At 61.2% G+C, this 16,726-nt stretch carries 12 protein-coding genes; 6 read left to right on the forward strand and 6 right to left on the reverse strand.

Annotated features, from left to right (window positions below; translation table 11 throughout):
* Window positions 1–122: 122 nt before the first annotated feature.
* Complete coding sequence (locus KQ310_RS06970; RefSeq protein ID WP_311134716.1) at window positions 123–1,481, forward strand: FAD-binding domain-containing protein; 1,359 nt, start codon at window positions 123–125, stop codon at window positions 1,479–1,481.
* 1 nt (window position 1,482) lies between these two features.
* Here the strand turns inward: KQ310_RS06970 and KQ310_RS06975 are convergent, their stop codons facing one another.
* Window positions 1,483–2,001 (reverse strand): hypothetical protein, encoded by a 519-nt coding sequence (locus tag KQ310_RS06975; RefSeq protein WP_259721046.1) that lies wholly within the window; start codon window positions 1,999–2,001, stop codon window positions 1,483–1,485.
* Between the two features lie 246 nt (window positions 2,002–2,247).
* Between KQ310_RS06975 and KQ310_RS06980 the strand changes: the two genes are divergently transcribed.
* The 3 genes from KQ310_RS06980 (at window position 2,248) to KQ310_RS06990 (ending at window position 4,789) form a co-directional block, all read left to right on the forward strand.
* Window positions 2,248–2,502, forward strand: coding sequence for a hypothetical protein (locus KQ310_RS06980; RefSeq protein WP_259721047.1), 255 nt, complete (start codon window positions 2,248–2,250; stop codon window positions 2,500–2,502).
* 384 nt (window positions 2,503–2,886) lie between these two features.
* Window positions 2,887–3,456, forward strand: a complete 570-nt coding sequence (locus tag KQ310_RS06985; RefSeq protein ID WP_259721048.1) for a Crp/Fnr family transcriptional regulator — start codon at window positions 2,887–2,889, stop codon at window positions 3,454–3,456.
* 244 nt (window positions 3,457–3,700) lie between these two features.
* On the forward strand, window positions 3,701–4,789 hold the full coding sequence (locus KQ310_RS06990) for a DUF389 domain-containing protein (RefSeq protein WP_259721049.1): 1,089 nt from the start codon (window positions 3,701–3,703) through the stop codon (window positions 4,787–4,789).
* Between the two features lie 283 nt (window positions 4,790–5,072).
* Here the strand turns inward: KQ310_RS06990 and KQ310_RS06995 are convergent, their stop codons facing one another.
* Window positions 5,073–6,425 (reverse strand): cation:proton antiporter, encoded by a 1,353-nt coding sequence (locus KQ310_RS06995; RefSeq protein WP_259721050.1) that lies wholly within the window; start codon window positions 6,423–6,425, stop codon window positions 5,073–5,075.
* Window positions 6,426–6,895: 470 nt separating this feature from the next.
* Window positions 6,896–7,444: a hypothetical protein gene (locus KQ310_RS07000; RefSeq protein WP_259721051.1), complete on the reverse strand. Its 549-nt coding sequence runs from the start codon at window positions 7,442–7,444 to the stop codon at window positions 6,896–6,898.
* A gap of 63 nt (window positions 7,445–7,507) precedes the next feature.
* Between KQ310_RS07000 and KQ310_RS07005 the strand changes: the two genes are divergently transcribed.
* A complete protein-coding gene (locus KQ310_RS07005; RefSeq protein ID WP_259721052.1) occupies window positions 7,508–8,917 on the forward strand; it encodes an FAD-dependent oxidoreductase in 1,410 nt (469 codons plus the stop codon).
* Between the two features lie 18 nt (window positions 8,918–8,935).
* Here KQ310_RS07005 and KQ310_RS07010 read toward each other — a convergent pair whose 3' ends face one another.
* Entirely contained in the window at window positions 8,936–9,601 is a 666-nt protein-coding gene (locus tag KQ310_RS07010; protein WP_259721053.1) for an SDR family oxidoreductase, read from the reverse strand.
* Window positions 9,602–10,121: 520 nt separating this feature from the next.
* Between KQ310_RS07010 and KQ310_RS07015 the strand changes: the two genes are divergently transcribed.
* Window positions 10,122–10,946 carry a hypothetical protein gene (locus tag KQ310_RS07015; protein WP_259721054.1) on the forward strand — a complete coding sequence of 275 codons (825 nt, stop codon included), beginning with the start codon at window positions 10,122–10,124 and terminating at the stop codon, window positions 10,944–10,946.
* A 139-nt stretch (window positions 10,947–11,085) separates the two neighbouring features.
* Here KQ310_RS07015 and KQ310_RS07020 read toward each other — a convergent pair whose 3' ends face one another.
* Together KQ310_RS07020 and KQ310_RS07025 are read right to left on the reverse strand one after the other, a co-directional pair.
* Window positions 11,086–14,406, reverse strand: coding sequence for a glycosyltransferase (locus tag KQ310_RS07020; RefSeq protein ID WP_259721055.1), 3,321 nt, complete (start codon window positions 14,404–14,406; stop codon window positions 11,086–11,088).
* Window positions 14,407–14,463: 57 nt separating this feature from the next.
* A partial coding sequence (locus KQ310_RS07025; protein WP_259721056.1) for a hypothetical protein occupies window positions 14,464–16,726 on the reverse strand: 2,263 nt, incomplete at its 5' end.

Here is a 16,726-nt window from a genome sequence, read left to right on the forward strand (position 1 = left end):
CCGGAGTCCAGGGCCGGAAGGTCTTGGGCTTGCTCATGCCCCATCTTATCGGCCAGATCCATTGCAGTCACTGGGATCTGGGCAGATTCAGGGGCGTCTGTGGAGAATGCGGGCGGTGATCTATGCGCGACAGGCTCCTAGCCCTGGCGGAGCTGGGCCAGCCGCTGGTGGTGCGGACCGGCAGGGTGGAGGCGGTGCTGGAGCGGGCTCGGCGGCACTTCGGCGTCGCGGCCCTCTGGAGCCATGAGGAAACCGGCAACGGTTGGACCTACGACCGCGACAGGCGGGTGGCCCACTGGGCGCGCCGCCATGGCATCACCTGGACCGAACGTCCCCAGTTCGGCGTGATCCGTCGCCTGCGCAGCCGCAATGGCTGGGCGCGCCGCTGGGAGGAGCGCATGGCCGGCTCGCTCAGCCCTTCACCGGAGGCACTGCAGCCCCTGGGCGATCTCGATCCCGGCCCGATTCCCTCGGCCTCCCAACTGGGACTGGCAACCGACCCCTGCCCAGGCCGGCAGATCGGAGGCCGCCAGGAGGGGCTGGCCGTTCTCGAAAGCTTCCTGAGCGAGCGCGGCGCCCGTTATCAGCGCGAGCTCTCCAGCCCGCGCACGGCCTTCCGCAGCTGCTCGCGGCTCTCCCCCCATCTGGCCTGGGGCACCGTGTCGCTGCGGGAGGTGGTGCAGGCGAACCGCCGCTATCCGGGTCGGCGCCGCGGCTTCGAGGAGCGGCTGCACTGGCACTGCCACTTCATCCAGAAGCTGGAAAGCCAGCCGGATCTGGAGTTCCGCGAGCTCCATCCGCTCACCTCCGGTCTGCGCAGCAGCGATCCCGAGCGTCTGGCGGCCTGGGCCGAAGGGCGCACCGGCTTGCCGTTCGTGGATGCCTGCATGCGGGCCCTGATTGCCACCGGCTGGATCAATTTCCGCATGCGGGCGATGCTGATGTCGGTGGCCAGTCATCACCTCTGGTTGCCGTGGCGTGAGAGCGGGATGCGGCTGGCGCGCCTGTTCGTCGACTACGAACCGGGCATTCACTGGAGTCAGTGCCAGATGCAGTCGGGCACCACCGGCATCAACACGATCCGGATCTACAACCCGATCAAGCAGGGTCAGGACCATGACCCCAATGGCGAGTTCATCCGCCAGTGGGTGCCGGAACTGGATCGGGTGCCGGTGGTGCACCGGCATGAGCCGTGGACGATGGCGGCGGCCACCCAGCTGCGCGTCGGCTGTGTGCTGGGCGTGGACTACCCGCTGCCGATCGTGGAACCCGCCGCCGCTGCTCGGGAGGCTCGCGAGAGACTCTGGGCCCTGCGGCAGGAGCAGGGCTTTGCGGAGCTCGCCGATGCGATCCAGCACCGGCATGGCTCCCGCCGCTCCGGCCTGGCAGCCAGCGGCGGGCGCCGGAGTCGTGGCTCGTCGCGCCAACCATCCACCGATCAGCAACTGCGTCTGAAGCTGGATCCGGAAAGCTGCAGCTGAGTCAGGCGACCGGCGGAGCTTCCCCCTTTCTGCCTGATCGGGTGATGGCGATGGCTCCGATGACCAGGGAGAGGGTGGTGAGCGCCAGATCAGCAAGGGAGCCCACGAGCAGAGCCAGCGCGATGACGACGCCGATTCCGCCGCCCAGGTAGGTGAGCAGCAGCAGCAGGCAGAACAGAATCGAGGCCCGGGCCAGCCAACGCAGGGCCCCGTTCAGCCGGCCGACGCGAAGCAGCCCGAGGTTCAGCCACTGTCCGCCTGCCGCCGCGAATGCGGCGAGGACCAGGGGAAGGATCGCCAATGACCCCACGCCATCGCCTGCCGCGCCGAGGTGGCTGCGCTGCCAGGCCAGCAGACCCAGCAATGCTGCCCATGCCACAGCGCCGAAGCGGAGCCAGCTCAGGCGCAGGGAGTAACCGATCGGCAGCAGGGAGAGCCCCAGCAGAGCCGCTGAGGTTAGGAAGTCGTGTTGGACGATGCCTGGCTTCACGGCCCAGAGGGCAGCCAGGAGAACGAGCACCTGACACAAACCGGCGGCAACCGGCAGGAACTGTCGTTGGCTCGTCGTTGACCCTGGTGCGTCTGGGCCGAGATTAGGTCGCGCCAGCTGGATCTGGGCGATGCTCCGGTCGCGGATGCCGGCGCAGCGATGCAAGCGCGGCTCGCTGAAATCTGCTCGTGCCCGCTCTGGCGGAGGCTTCACGGCGATGATGGGTTGTGATCACCATGCGGCGTGCCGCGGGACCGACGGGCAGGGAGCATCGGGATGATCCAAAGACCAGGCAACGCCCAGCGATCCGGCCGCAGGGTGTTGCGCATCCTGCTCTTCGGGGTGGCACTGGCGGGCGGTCTGGCGACCGTTGTGACCCTGGGCCCCACCACGTTGTGGGCGCTCCTGTACTGCAGCGTCAAGCCACCGATTGACTGCGTCCTCTCGCTCCTCGTCGTTCTGCTGCTCTGGGGGGCGGCAGCTGCTCTGGTCGGCTTCGCCCTGCTGGGAGCCAGGCGCCTCAGGGGCTGAGCGCCCTTCGGGCCTGTTGCGGCGCTTGCGGTCCAATTAGGAGACCCGTTGGCCCGTTGCGGTTGGCCATCGGGTGGTCGGACTCTGCAGGAACGATCCTGTTGTCGCCAATACATCAGGTAGGCGTTGATCACGCTGACTTATGGATGCAATCTGGAATCCTGCAGGTCTGAACCGACACATCCGCGCAGGCAAGCCTTAAGGTTTGCGGACTCAAATTCAGGCGCCATTCCTTCTATCTCACCGGTGAGCTTCTGGGGCCATCGACATGCTTCCAAGGATCGATATCTTCGGTATTTCCTTTGTTTGCTATCGGCAGGTTATTGCTCCTTGTTGTGCTGACGGCCTCGGGTTTTCTAGCTCTGTTCCTCTCCGTATCTCGCGATGGCTTTCTCCATGTCACGTCGTTGTCTTCGCCTGAGCCTACGGGCCGGCGAGAGGTTGCCCGCCAACCTGTGCTGGCGGATTGAGCAGGGTCATGTCTGGTTGGCCCGCTGGAGTGCGGGGGTAGACCCTCTCACCCTTGGGGTCTGGGGTCCCGGCGAAGTGGTGATCCCGGCGCTGATCGGGCTCTCTGGTCTCGAACTGCGCACGCTCTCCCCGGTTGTGGTTGAAGAGGAGGAGGCCTCCAGCGTGATGGAGCGCGAGTTTCTCGAAGAACAGTTGCGCCAGGCGGCCATCCTGTTGATGCTCAGTCGCGTGCGTCCTGCGGAAGCCCGGCTGCTGCAGTTACTGGATTGGTTCGGTACGCGCTTCGGCACCATGACCAGCCAGGGGGTGATGCTCACGTTTGGCGAGAAGCTCCTGACTCACCAACAGCTGGCAGACATCGCCGGCATGACCAGAGTCACGGTGACTAAGGCGCTCACCAGCTTCCGCCAGGCTGGTGTGATTTCCTGTCAGGCCGGCGGATCACTCCTGCTGCGGGTTCCTTGTTCTGAATTCCTGGATTGAAGCTGAGCGGCAGAGACATGGCAGCGATGTCGCGCTGACCCGTTCCCTGAGGTCCCACCAGCAAGGATCTGGGTTCTCAGGGGCCAGCTTCACGGCAGCGCCAGGATTCGCCAGCCCTAGGAGCAGCAGAACCGGGGCCAGAATTGCGGTGCCCCTCCGTTCGGGGAATTCATCGTTGCCAGGAGGCAGGAATGGCCGGGGATGGCCTCATCATTGGCATCAGTCGACGGCATCTGGTCCAACGATGAGCACCACCCCCGCCACCCTGGACGAGGCTCGGCTCGACGCCTTGCGCCAGGAGTTCGAGCACGAGGCCAGCTTCAGTCTGGTGTTCGTGGTGCTCACGGTGGGGGCCACTCTGATCGCCACCCTGGGCCTGCTGGCCAACAGCCCCGGCGTGGTGATCGGCGCCATGGTGGTGGCCCCCTGGATCCTGCCCCTGCAGGCGATGGCCTTCGAGATCCTGCGGGGGCGGCTGCCGATGTTTCTGCGGGCCCTGCGCACCCTGCTGCTGGGCGTGGTGATCTGCGTGCTGCTGGCGATTGGGGTGGGCCATCTGGTGGCTTTCCCCAGCTTCGGCAGCGAGGTGATGAACCGCACCAGCCCCAACCTGCTGGATCTGGGCGTGGCCCTGGTGGCGGGAGCGGTGGCTATGTTCGCCAAGCTGAGGAAAGACGCAATCTCGGCCCTGGCCGGCCTGGCGATCGCCGTGGCCCTGGTGCCGCCGATGTGCGTGGTGGGGATCCTGCTCGCCTCCTCCTACTGGGTGCAGGCCTATGGGGCGCTGCTGCTGTTCACCACCAATCTGCTGGGGATCATGGTGGGGGCGATGGCTGCCCTGGCAGCTCTCGAGCGGGTGTATCGGCGCCGCCTGTTCCGCAGCAGGCTCGGTCTCACCAGCGTGGTTCTCACCGCCCTGCTGGTGATTCCACTCGGCACGAGCTTCTTTCGAATGGTGAACCGGGCCCACCAGGAAACCAAGGCTCAGCAGCTGGAGGCCGTGATCGAACAGCAGTTGCGCGGCAGCACGATCACCCTCGGCGGTGATCCCGCCATCGATCTGGTCGGGATCTCCATCGACTGGCAGAAGAACCCTCCGCTGATCCGGGCCCGGGTGCGGGTCACCGATCCCGCGTTGCCAACACCCAAGCAGGTGGCGGCCGTGCAGGCTTTCATCAACCAGAACCAGGCGCCCCTGCGCTTTCGGTTGGTGGTGCAACGCACTGCGGTGGATCTGATCGGCCCGGAAACCGCTCCCAATCCCCCTGAGCTGGAGATGCTGCCGCCACCGCCTCTGCCGCCTCTGCCGGAGGAGGAGCCCAAGGAAGAGTAAAGGACGCTGCTCCTCCAGCACGACGGCAATCCCCGCCCGAGCCTGGGGCTTTCCAGCACCAGCCTGCATGGGCGATGGGCGCGACCTGGCGGAGCCTCCACGGCGAGACCGGGGGCGGTGGGCATGGGGCCTAACGCGGCCGTGGAGCCGGGAACACCGGAAGGACAAAAGTGACCCACGCAGCGCAATGAGCCAGCCGGAAACTGTTGCGCCTTCTGCTCTTCGGGGTGGCTCTGGCGGAGGGGCTGGCGATCCCGGGTTCCACCACCGCGAGGTCCCACCATCAAGGTGCTGAGGTTTCCGGGGCAAGCTCCGCTGTATCTCCGGGATCGGCCAGCACCAGGCGCAGCAGAACCGGTGCCAGAAAGGTGGTGCCCATCACCATCAGCAGAATGGCCGCCTCCAGGGATGACCCCAGCACACCGGTCTGGGTGCCCAGACCGAGAAAGATCAATCCCACTTCCCCGCGGGGCATCATCCCCAGACCGACCGCCAGGCGGTTGGTGGGCTCACGGCTGAGGTAGCTCCATCCGGCCGCAATCTTGCTGATCATGGCGGCCACCAGCAGGAAGCCGGCCATCACCAGGCCCTCATGGTTGGCGGCATCGAAGGGATTGAGCACGGACAGGTCCATGCCGCTGCCGATCAGCACGAAGAAGAAGGTGGCGAACAGCGCCACCAGGGGTTTCACCGCCTCCTTGATCGCATGCCGGTGCCGCGACGAACTCAGGATCAGGCCACCGGCGAAGGCTCCAAGGGCGGCCTCCAGACCGAAGGCCTGGGCCGCGAAACAGGCCACCGACAGCACCAGGAAGCCCGCCACAACCACCTCGCCGGGGGCCTGCAGGCGATCGAGCAGCCAGTCGAAGGAGGGGGCGGCGGTGCGGCTGAGGAACAGTGCCACGATCACGAAGACCCCGGCCGCTGCGATCAGCTTCAGGATCGGGCCAATGGCGAACCCTTCGCCGCCCGCCAGCGCCACCACCACGGCCAGGATGACGATGCCGAGGATGTCATCGAGCACGGCGGCGCCGATCACCGTCTGTCCCTCCCGGGTGCGCAGGAACTTGAGCTCGCCCAGCACGCTGGCCGTGATGCCGATGCTGGTGGCGGTCATCGCTGCACCGGCAAAGATCGCCGGCAGCAGCGGCACGGAGAAGAGATAGTGCAGCCCGAAGGTGCCCAGGGTGAAGGGAAGCACCACCCCGGTGAGCGCCACCGTGATCGCCTGCCCTCCCACCGCGATCAGTTCATCCAGTTCGCTCTCCAGGCCGGTGAGGAACAGCAGGGCGAAGAGGCCGATCTTCGCCACCGCCTGCAGATTGGTGAAGCTGTGGTTGTAGATCTCCCGCACTTGATCGGGGCCCACGTGCGCCAACGCGCCGATCGCGCTCTCAGCCAAGGCGTTGAGCTCCCCTCCCAGCTCCGGGGCCATGATCAGATGCAGCCCGGACACGCCCACAAGCACCCCTGCCACCAGTTCCCCGAGGATGGCCGGCAGGCGCAACCGCACCATCAGCTCGGCGAGGGCCCGGGCGGCGAACAGGATCACCACGAAGCGGCCCACCTCGATCAAGGTTTCGGCGGCTTCGAGCTGGTGGCCACCAGTCGCGAGCAGCAGGGCTGGTACGTCCATGACAAGCCGGCTGGCGTGATGCTGGGCATCCTTTCATTCCTCTCCATCGATTGGCCCTGGGATCAGCGGATCGGAATCGGTGAATCGAGATCCGTGAATCGGGAGCCGTGAATCGAGGGTGGTTGCAGCCGCCGGCCCCGACAGACTGAAACAGCAGACCGGGCCTGCACCATCCACCCGCAGCCTCCAACGATCCGCAGCATCCAACGATGGGAAGGTTCAACAGGCCATCACGACGGCGTCGCCGCAGCGCCACCAGACCCCGCCATGCCCCACCAGCAGGCAGGCCAGGACTGTCCTGGGGCGTCGTGGCCACGATCATCCTGCTCCTGGTGGCCGTGCCGATCCTGCTGTCCAATCAGAAGCAGTCCGGCGATCCGCTCAAGATCCGCAGGGAACTGCGCAAGTTCTGATCACATCCACAACGCCACGCACCTTCACCCATCACAGACGCATCGCGGCCAGTCCCATCATCGGAGCCGGGAGTCGCCTCCGCCGCAGCTGTGGTCTGCGCTGCCTGCTTCTCTCAGGCTGGCGGCCACCTCTCCCAGCAGTGCCTCGCCCTCGGCGCGAGCTTCCACGGGCATCGAGAAACCCAGCACCACGGTCTCGCCGCTGGTCAGGGGCAGCGCATAGATCTCGCCGAGTCGTGGCCGTGGGATTGCGGTGGTGAACCTGTCACCGTCCACTGGGCGCCCCAGCAGCGTGCGGCGGATCGGACCACCGCCCGGACCCGCGGCCAGGAAGATCGAGCGCACGTAGGCGCGCAGTTCGCTCGGCGTCATGCCCGCCTTGGTGTCGGTGGCCTCGGGGCCGAAGCGAACGGCGGTGATGCTGAACCGCTGGCTCTCGAAGGGCACGCCAGCGGGGAACCCGACCGCCAGGGCGTCGAGTCCAACCGGTTCCGGCGTTGAGAAGGGCTCGGCGGTGCGCCAGCAGAGGCCCTGCATTCTGGTGACATGGCCAGGCGTCAGCGCCAGGAGCCCCAGGCCCATGGCCAGGATGGAGGGCAGGCCCATCGACCCTGTCGCGGCTTGCGCGAGGCTAATGCTGCGGTCTTGCCCTGCCGTTTCGCTCGATCCATGCCTCTCCCTTCCGTTGAACCTGTCGATGTCGTGGTGGTGGGCGGCGGCCTCTCCGGCCTGGTGGCAGCCCGGGCCCTGCAGGCGGCGGGCCGCACGGTGCGCCTGATCGAAGCGGCCGCTCAGCTGGGTGGCCGGATGACCGGCCAGCGGCTGCCACTGCCCAGCGAACCCTGGATCGACCTGGGCGGCCAGTGGGTCGGCCCCACCCAGACCCGCTTCCTCGCCCTGCTCGATCGCCACGGCATCCGCCGCTTCGAATCCCCCCATGACGGCGCCACGGTGCTGGTGTTCGGTGGGAGCCGCTGCACCTTCGCCGGGTTCTTCCAGGGCTTTCCCGAGGGCCAGCCGCCGGCGGTGCCCAGCGCCGACTGGGCCGATGCCATGGCCGCCCTGGAACGCTTCCAGGAGCTGGTGGCTCAGTTCCCCGATGGCCACCCCCACCACCATCCCGCCGCCGCCGAACTGGATCGCCTCAGCTTCCAGGACTGGATCGACGCCCACACCCACACGCCCTTCGCCGCCTGGTATTTCGCCTACTTCTGCCGGGCGGTGGGATTCCTGGGCCCGGCCGAGCCGGAGCAGGTGTCGCTGTTGCATGTGCTCTGGGGCCAGCACGCCGCCGCCCAGGGCGAACACCCAGAGGAAGAGCTGCTCCATGGCGGCGCCGGCCAGCTGCCGGCCCTGCTGGCGGAGGAGCTGGGCGAGGGGGTGGTGGTGCTGGATGAGCCGGTCTTGGCAGTGGTGGAAGACCCCAACGCCGCTTCTGTCGCCCCGCTCACCGTGTCGACCGATCAGGCGGCCTACCCCTGCCGTGCCGTGATCGTGGCCATGCCGCCGGCGATGGTGGCCCGCCTGCGCTTCTCGCCGGAGTTGCCCGCTGACCGCCAGCAGCTCAACCAGGAGATGGCGATGGGCGCCTGCGCCAAGGTGCTGGTGGTGTATGCCAAGCCCTGGTGGCGGGAGCAGGGGCTGTCGGGGATCGCCATCGGCGATCAGCCCACGGTGGAGCTCTGCGCCGACAGCTCCGATCCCGAGAGCGGTGCTGGTGTGCTGGCCGCCTTTGTGGTGGGCCACCGCTACCACCGCTGGGCGACCCTCTCCGAGGCGGAGCGGCGGCAGGCGGTGCTGGCGGATCTGGCCGCCTATCTGGGCCCCCAGGCCCTCGAGCCCGTGGCCTACGTGGAGAAAGACTGGCCGGCCATGCCGTTCGTGGGCGGCGCCTTCGCCGGCTGGATGCCGCCGGGACTGTGGAGCCGCTGTGGTGAGGCGATGCGCCGGCCCCATGGCCGGGTGTTCTGGGCCGGCACCGAGGTGGCCGAGCGCTGGCCCGGCTTTTTCGAGGGGGCGGTGCGCAGTGGTGAAGAGGCGGCGGCGGCGGTGCTGGAACGGCTCGACGCAGGCTGCTGAGTCCTGCGGCCGCAGGCTCTACCACGGCAGCACCTGGCCGTTGGCGTGCCAGAACGTGCCGGAGGTTTCGAGGGTGAGCGCGTCGATGCGCTCCAGCAGGCCGCGCACCGCCTCCGCCGTGGTGATGCCCTGCTCGGTGAAACCCGTCATGCGGGTGCGCACCAGACCGGGATGCAGGATGGCCACGGCGATGCCACGGGGCGCCAGGTCAATCGCCAGCGACTTGCCCGCAATGCACAGCGCCACCTTCGACATCCGGTAGCCATAGGACCCGCCGGAGCTGTTGTCGGCGATCGAACCCATGCGGCTGGTCATCAGGATCAGCTTGGAGCCCGCGTGAAGCTGACCCAGTAGCGCCCGGGTGAGCCGCAGCGGGCCGAGGGCGTTCACCTCAAACTGGCGCCGCACGCTCTCAGGATCGAGATCCACCAGGCTGGTGCGTTCGAGGATGCCGGCGTTGTGGATCAGACCATCGAGCGGCAGACCGCCGAGCCGCTCCACCAGGCCGGCCATGGCGGTGTCGGAGGTGATGTCCACCCCCGCTTCGATCCGCACGCCCAGAGCCTCCAGCTCCACCGAAGCGCTGCGGCAGACCGCCACCACCGTGTCGCCCCGGGCCTGGAGCTGGCGGCAGTATTCAGTGCCGATGCCGCGATTGGCGCCGGTGATCAGATACGTGGCCATGGCCGCAGCGATGATTCCTTCCTTCTTATAGGCAAGCGAGCCTGCGGGACAGTGCTTCGGCGTCGATGGGCGGGCTGACTCCTTGGTTGTCCGTTACCGTTTCTGCCACAACCGATCTCGACCTGATCTCTTCCTGTTGCCCATCTCCGTTAAGGTCTCCTGCTCTCAAGAGGGGCCCGCCGGCGATGCCGGGTGCGATTCGTGCATCAGACCCTGTTGCAGCCCCTGTCACACTGATGCTTCCATCAGTATTCCGACCGTGGAACGTTCATCGACTGTTTGATGCGGCGGTTCCGATTGCCGGCGATGCCTGGCTGCTACAGAGTGCAGGTGAGCGCTGTCCAGTCCCGGTGTTGTGACGGACCACTCGTTCCCCCACCACCTTGCGGGAAACTTAATTGACAATGCAAGCTTCACCGCACTCACCAGCGGTGGTCGGCGGAGTCAGGGATGCTGGGATGTCCAAAGACGTGATGGGACGAGAAGCATTGTCAAAATCAGTCACTACGATAAGGATGTCTTGGCGATCAATCAGCTACTTGTCAGTCATCAGCTGGTCTCATCGTCGCAGCATTTTGTCCTGCCACGCGTCGAGCAGATCAGGACTGATGGGCACTCGATCCTCGTGAGCTACTCCTATGTTCACCACCATGGCTTGCGATGGAAGAATCTTTGCAGTGATTCCCGCGCCAGCATGCTGGCTTTGGCTGCAGCTGATTTCAACACACTCAACAGCAATCCGCAGAGGCTATCTGCTGTGTCAGAGAAGGAGTTCAGCTTCACCCTGACCCCTCAAAAGCTTCAGCGCATCTTTCCCGAAGAGAGCGAGAGTTTCCACCGCGCAACCGTGGACGAAGCTCGTCATCTGTATCAGGCTCTCCTGGAGAGGGCACGACGCCATCGAGCCTTCAGCTTTCTTGGCCTGGCGCACAACGACCTTGTTCCTTCGAATATCGGGATTCCAGTCGCCATTGCTGATGAGAATCAAACATCAGAAATGAGCAGTCATCGAGAGGCGCCATGCAGAGAGGAAAGCCGCAGAATGCTGTTTCTGGATGTTGACAATGCCACCATTGCGCCACTTGGCTCCGACCTTCGATTTGTCCTTCTTGCCATGTCTGCTCACCAAGATTCAATCATGAATCTCCGGCGCATCGCCAAGGTCTACCATTCTCAGGCATGTCTCGCCAGCCCGGGGCTTGGCCTTCAGGCTGTTGTGGATAGCGCTATATTGGGATACGCAGATGCTTGGCTCAATATTCATCGGCGGGCAAGAAGCCATCTGGATCGAGTGAGATTAGAGCGCTGTCTTCGTGTCTGTCGTGCTGCATTGAACGAAGAATAGGCTGATGCCAATCAAGTGATTAGAGTGGCACGAACCTCTGTTATGGCCAAGCTGCCAAGAGCTGCTCTTGCACAAACTCCAGCTCAGGACACAACGCAACTCTGCCATCGTGATTGACGCGGGTCATTGTGATTGCAGTTCATGCTCCCTTGCCAAGCGCCTCTGGGGTGATGCCAGGAGGAAAGGATTGGTCGGTCGCATGATCAAGGCTGTTGAACAGTCGTCGCCAGCGTGCCTGCACCTGCGCCGGTGTAAGGAGATGGTCGCGATGAGTGCGTGCCCCATTCTGCAGTCTTGACAAGACGTCGTGGTCACGAAGAAGAGTAATCAGGGTCTGCGTGAAAGTCTCCATATCGCCGGGTTGGATCAGCATTCCATTCACACCAGGCTGGATCATCTCCCTAGGGCCATACTCAACATCGAAAGCAACGACAGGACATCCACAGGATAGGCTCTCTAGAATTCCCAGTGAGAATCCCTCGTAATGGCTTGTGCTCATTGAGAGGCAAGACTCTTGGTACATCAAGCTAGGTGTATCAAGATGCGATTCAAGACTGATGCGTTCACTTAGCCCCTCACGGTCAAGCCAAGACTGAAGTTGACGCAGGCGCTGTCCTCCCCCATAGAAGTGAAAGCTAACATCACTGACCTCTCGGCATACAGCAGCGGCAATTCTAAAGGCGGCCTCGTGATTCTTTTCCAAAGAATATCGAGCGATATAAACAATCTTGCGCTGCCGTTCCCACACATCGGAATCAGGATCCGCTATCTTCGACATTGGATGGGGGATCACAGTGCATGGGATTGTTGTAATGGCAGGGTAGATGTCGTTATCCTGCCGTTGGGTGAGGCAGACCAAGGCGTCATAAGGAGTCTGGTCGTCTGATAGCCACTCGATGTAGTGCTTGTGTTCATTGCCAAGACGGCCTCGGCCATCTGGGCGACGATGGTGACTATGCAGGCATCCAATCAAATGAAGCTTGTGCTGCTTGAATTGTGGATCTTGACGTAACTGCCTGCAGGCGCTGTCGTAATCGGTGATTCGATCGCAGATCAGCACAGGGGTGCTGACCTTGCTGAAATGATCTCCGTTGCTACCGCTAGTGTCACTCATCGTTTTGGTGATTAAATGGCGAAGCCACTGGGCAATCAGCGGGCTCATATCCGCATGCATTGCAATCACTCGTCCTTGGAGATCGTGCACCAAGACCTGCTGAACGACATGGTCTCCTTCGACCTGCTGATGCAGCACTGTGAGTGCAATTGAGGCGTCACCGGGACGGTGATAGACATCTTGAATTGAAGCACCCGTTTCGGGGCAGAGCAGCTGAGTGCGACTGAGCCAGCCGGCTGCTGCGTAGGTCTCACGGCGCCACTTCAGCCCAGCATGAAAATAATTGATGTAGTCATAGCCATTCCTGTGTTCTCCCTTGGTCCAGTACAGACTTGATTGGCCATTCATGCTGATCCAACGCTCATGGCTACTCCCCTCCACGCACAGCTGGCTTGTCTCTTGCCGAAGAACATCACTCAGAACAGCTGACTTATACTGATCAGAATCTGAATCGGCTGATTCGGCATCTTGAATCCAGTCAAATAAGTTAAAGACAGAAATGCTTGAGCTTAATCTCCCAATCCTTTGCAGCTGTCTAATCCGCTGATGAAGGCCAGGGTCGTACTCAAGTGTTAGAAGACTGACTGAATCACCAGTCTCATTCCGCAGTAAGCCGGCACGCTGCATCGCTGCGAATTCGATGCCACCAGGTGCAGGCGGTATCGATCGGTTGAGCAACCAGATAGATCGCTGCGGCTGACGACGCAGCTTATAATACGCACAGAGTCCTGAGATGTAGTGCTCATTATCGTCGATACGCGTTCTGAATCCGTGGTGTCTGATAAAGAAGCTGTTGGCAACAGATTCAGGTTTGCGAAAGAACATGGCCGTTTCTGGCCAAAAAAAGCCATTCACTAAGTAGCGTGCTCTGTGGGCCATAGCTTGGTTGAAGCTATTCAGATCAAAGGCATTGAGAAGATCTTCTAAGTCGGGCATTCCTTCGGCCTGAGCAATCAAGCGCTGCGTAGCCGTGCAAAGCTCCAGTAGAGTGGGATACGTGGTGATGCGCGTCTTGATGAAGTTCAAATATCCACGAATATTGTCTAGTCCAAACTGTAAGAACTCTCGTCGAGGCGAATAATGGAATAATGCCGAAAAACCGTATGCAAGCCAATGGTCATGGGCCTTCCAATGTTCGTCGGCAATGAAATCATCGGCGGCACGCAATGCACGATCAAGAAACTCTCTTTCTCCAGTTGCCTCATATGCTCGCACAAGCGCGAATAGAGCCTCCCCGTCGTAATAAATTATCCTGTGTACGTCTTTAACTTCAAGACTGTCAGCTTCTAGTACATGGACAAATCCATGCTCGGCAAGATCCTGAAGGTGCCCAATTCCGCGTGCAAAGGCCAGGATAGTTGCATTGTATCGATTGTCTCCGGTTAGCTCTTGGTACTTGCTTAGTGCTAATGCCACATGTGCAGTTCCGCCAAGCTTGATCTCGTTATTGATGTCTCTAAGGAAGCAAGTCGAGGCGCTTGAGTCTGCTTTTGAAGCATCAAGAAACATAGAATATCTTGTCAGCCCCCAATCAAGTGCTCGTCGCGCTTGATTTAGATGATGTGGCTCTTGAGTCAGCTCCCAGCCCTCGAGGAGAGCATAAGTTGAGCTAAAGTGACGGAGAGTGTTGTATGTTCTGATGTGTCTGTCGAAGCAAGGCCAGCGGCCATAGCAGTACTGCCCCTCCTCGCTAACCTGCTGGCTCAGATAATTTGTAGAACGGCTTATCAGATTTAAAAGTGTATGATCAGCTGTCCAGTTCGTTAGCTCTCGGTAGCCTCTGTATGGGCCTTCTACCGCAAGCCTATGGGTGAACTGATGATCACAGAAGCCGCCTATCGTCTTAAATAGCACGACCTTGGCTTGATCATCTGTCGGCCAGCCAAAGGAGTTGCCAAAGCGATTCTTCGAGAACTGTCTCAGAAGACTTTCTCGTGGAAAGCTCATGGGATCTTCAGAGGAGTAGAGGAGGCTCCATCCGAGCAGTTCGCTTTCGGTAACAGGGCTCGTCATCGCCTCGTCGAATGCAATGCCGTACTCAAAGTAGTTCCGCTTTGTATTTCTGATGAGGTGCTTTAGTTCTCCCCAGCGCATTGTCTTCGCCGAGGCAATGACATCTATTCTTGCCCAGCGCCAAAGTGTGCTCTTGTTCTGATTCTTGCTTTGGTGCCTCGTGATCAGTCTTGTGCATGCCTCGCGAACTGTCTGGGCTTTGTCGTGACTGGTAAAAGCTCTGGTCTGTCCGTTACTTAGGCTCAGAAAGACATGTCTCCCTCCATTGTCTTGCAAGTCTGAAAAGTTATTGTTAGTTGGACTATTCAGCTCTTGATCCAGCTCGTCCGCCAAGGACATGAGCCTGGTTTGTGGTCCTGTCATGGCTTGCCCTCAGGCACTCATGGGAGGCTATAGATACTGCTCGGTGTCAACGTCGTCATCAGGCGCAACATCTTCAATGTCGTCGAGCGTGTCAAGGTCGCCATAATCGTCTACTTCGATGTCCTGATCGGCAAGTTCATCCATCTCGTCTTGATCGGAATACAAATCCTCGCCATCAAGCTCTAATTCTTCGACCTCTTGCTGAGTATTGAGATCATCAAGCTCTGCTCGAGTAGCATCAATTTGTGATTCAAGATCGTCGACATCGGGCTCGACGTCGTCTTCGAGCTCGCTTTCATGGCTGGATTCATCGACTTCTGCGTAGCTCTGCTCTGAATTTAGCCCAGTATCTTCGCCGCTCTCGCCTGACTCCAATTGATCATCTGTGGGATCGGTTGACTCGGTCTCTTCATTGTCGGCAACGTTGTCCCCTCTTTCTTGGTCGCTATCTATGCCAGTTTGGTTTGTATTGGGCTCATCTTGATCGTCTCGTTCGCCTTGCTGATCATCGATGTTGCCTTCATCCTCTTCCGCAGCGTTAGAGCGCTCTGTCGTAGTTTCGTTTTCTTGCTCTTGAAGTGTTTCTGATTGGCTGGAGGATGGATTAAGTAGGTCATTCTCATTGCTGGTGTCAAGGCTGTCATCTGTTGATGTCTGCTCTGATTCATCTGCATCTGCCTTTTCGACTGCCAAGTCAGGTTGGTCCCTGCTGGCATCTTCAGACCAAGAGTCTTGATCATCACTGCTTTGGCCGACTGAGTCGATGTCACTGGATTCATCGTCATTGAGTGTCTCCTGCTCCTGCTGATCAACGCCAGCGCTCTCGACAACATCGACTCTGCCTTCAGATTGATTGTCATACCTGTTTTCTTTTCCATTCTCATCGGCATCGGAGTCCCCGTCCGCATCGGAATCTCCGTCTGCGTCTGAGTCACCATCTGCATCCGAGTCTCCATCTGCGTCGGAGTCCCCGTCTGCATCCGAGTCGCTGTCGGAATCGGAATCGCTGTCGCTGTCTGAATCGGAATCCCCGTCTGCATCGGAGTCTCCATCTGCGTCGGAGTCTCCATCTGCGTCGGAGTCACCATCGGCATCCGAGTCGCTATCGGAATCGGAGTCGCTGTCTGCATCTGAGTCTCCGTCTGCATCGGAGTCTCCATCTGCGTCGGAATCCCCGTCTGCATCCGAGTCTCCATCCGAGTCTCCATCCGCGTCGGAATCACAATCGGCATCCGAGTCGCTATCGGAATCGGAGTCGCTGTCTGCATCTGAGTCTCCGTCTGCATCTGAGTCTCCATCTGCGTCGGAGTCACCATCGGCATCCGAGTCTCCATCTGCGTCGGAATCCCCGTCTGCATCCGAGTCTCCATCCGCGTCGGAGTCACCATCGGCATCCGAGTCGCTATCGGAATCGGAGTCGCTGTCTGCATCTGAGTCTCCATCTGCGTCGGAGTCCCCGTCCGCATCCGAGTCACCGTCCGCATCGGAGTCGGAATCACTATCCGAGTCAGAGTCACTATCGGAGTCTGAGTCGCTATCCGAGTCGGAGTCACTGTCCGAGTCGGAGTCGGAATCACTATCTGAGTCGGAGTCACTATCTGAGTCCGAGTCTCCATCAGCGTCGGAGTCTCCATCGGCATCCGAGTCACCGTCCGCATCGGAGTCGGAATCACTATCCGAGTCAGAGTCACTATCGGAGTCTGAGTCGCTATCCGAGTCAGAGTCACTATCGGAGTCTGAGTCGCTATCCGAGTCCGAATCGCTGTCACTGTCCGAATCGGAGTCGCTGTCTGAGTCCGAGTCCCCATCTGCATCGGAGTCGGAATCACTATCTGAGTCTGAGTCTCCATCAGCGTCGGAGTCTCCATCGGCATCCGAGTCACCGTCCGCATCGGAGTCGGAATCGCTATCGGAGTCGGAGTCGCTATCGGAGTCCGAATCTCCATCTGCATCGGAGTCCCCGTCTGCATCTGAGTCGGAATCACTATCCGAGTCCGAGTCACTATCGGAGTCGGAGTCACCATCGGCATCTGAGTCGCTATCTGAGTCACTGTCTGAGTCCGAGTCCCCGTCTGCGTCGGAGTCGCTATCTGAGTCCGAGTCCCCATCTGCGTCGGAGTCGCTATCTGAGTCCGAATCTCCATCTGCATCGGAGTCCCCGTCTGCATCCGAGTCACTATCGGAATCGGAGTCTCCGTCTGCGTCGGAGTCACCATCAGCATCGGAGTCAGAATCACTATCCGAGTCCGAATCTCCATCTGCGTCGGAGTCCCCGTCTGCATCTGAGTCG

Origin of the sequence: Synechococcus sp. CS-1328 (assembly GCF_025128095.1) — a bacterium.
Classification (GTDB): Bacteria; Cyanobacteriota; Cyanobacteriia; order PCC-6307; family Cyanobiaceae; genus CBW1002.

Coding starts and splice junctions, on each gene's coding strand:
- KQ310_RS06970 (WP_311134716.1), top strand. CDS start 123: ATGCGCGACAGGCTCCTAGCCCTGGCGGAGCTGGGCCAGCCGCTGGTG.
- KQ310_RS06980 (WP_259721047.1), top strand. CDS start 2,248: ATGATCCAAAGACCAGGCAACGCCCAGCGATCCGGCCGCAGGGTGTTG.
- KQ310_RS06985 (WP_259721048.1), top strand. CDS start 2,887: ATGGCTTTCTCCATGTCACGTCGTTGTCTTCGCCTGAGCCTACGGGCC.
- KQ310_RS06990 (WP_259721049.1), top strand. CDS start 3,701: ATGAGCACCACCCCCGCCACCCTGGACGAGGCTCGGCTCGACGCCTTG.
- KQ310_RS06995 (WP_259721050.1), bottom strand. CDS start 6,425: ATGGACGTACCAGCCCTGCTGCTCGCGACTGGTGGCCACCAGCTCGAA.
- KQ310_RS07000 (WP_259721051.1), bottom strand. CDS start 7,444: ATGGGCCTGCCCTCCATCCTGGCCATGGGCCTGGGGCTCCTGGCGCTG.
- KQ310_RS07005 (WP_259721052.1), top strand. CDS start 7,508: ATGCCTCTCCCTTCCGTTGAACCTGTCGATGTCGTGGTGGTGGGCGGC.
- KQ310_RS07010 (WP_259721053.1), bottom strand. CDS start 9,601: ATGGCCACGTATCTGATCACCGGCGCCAATCGCGGCATCGGCACTGAA.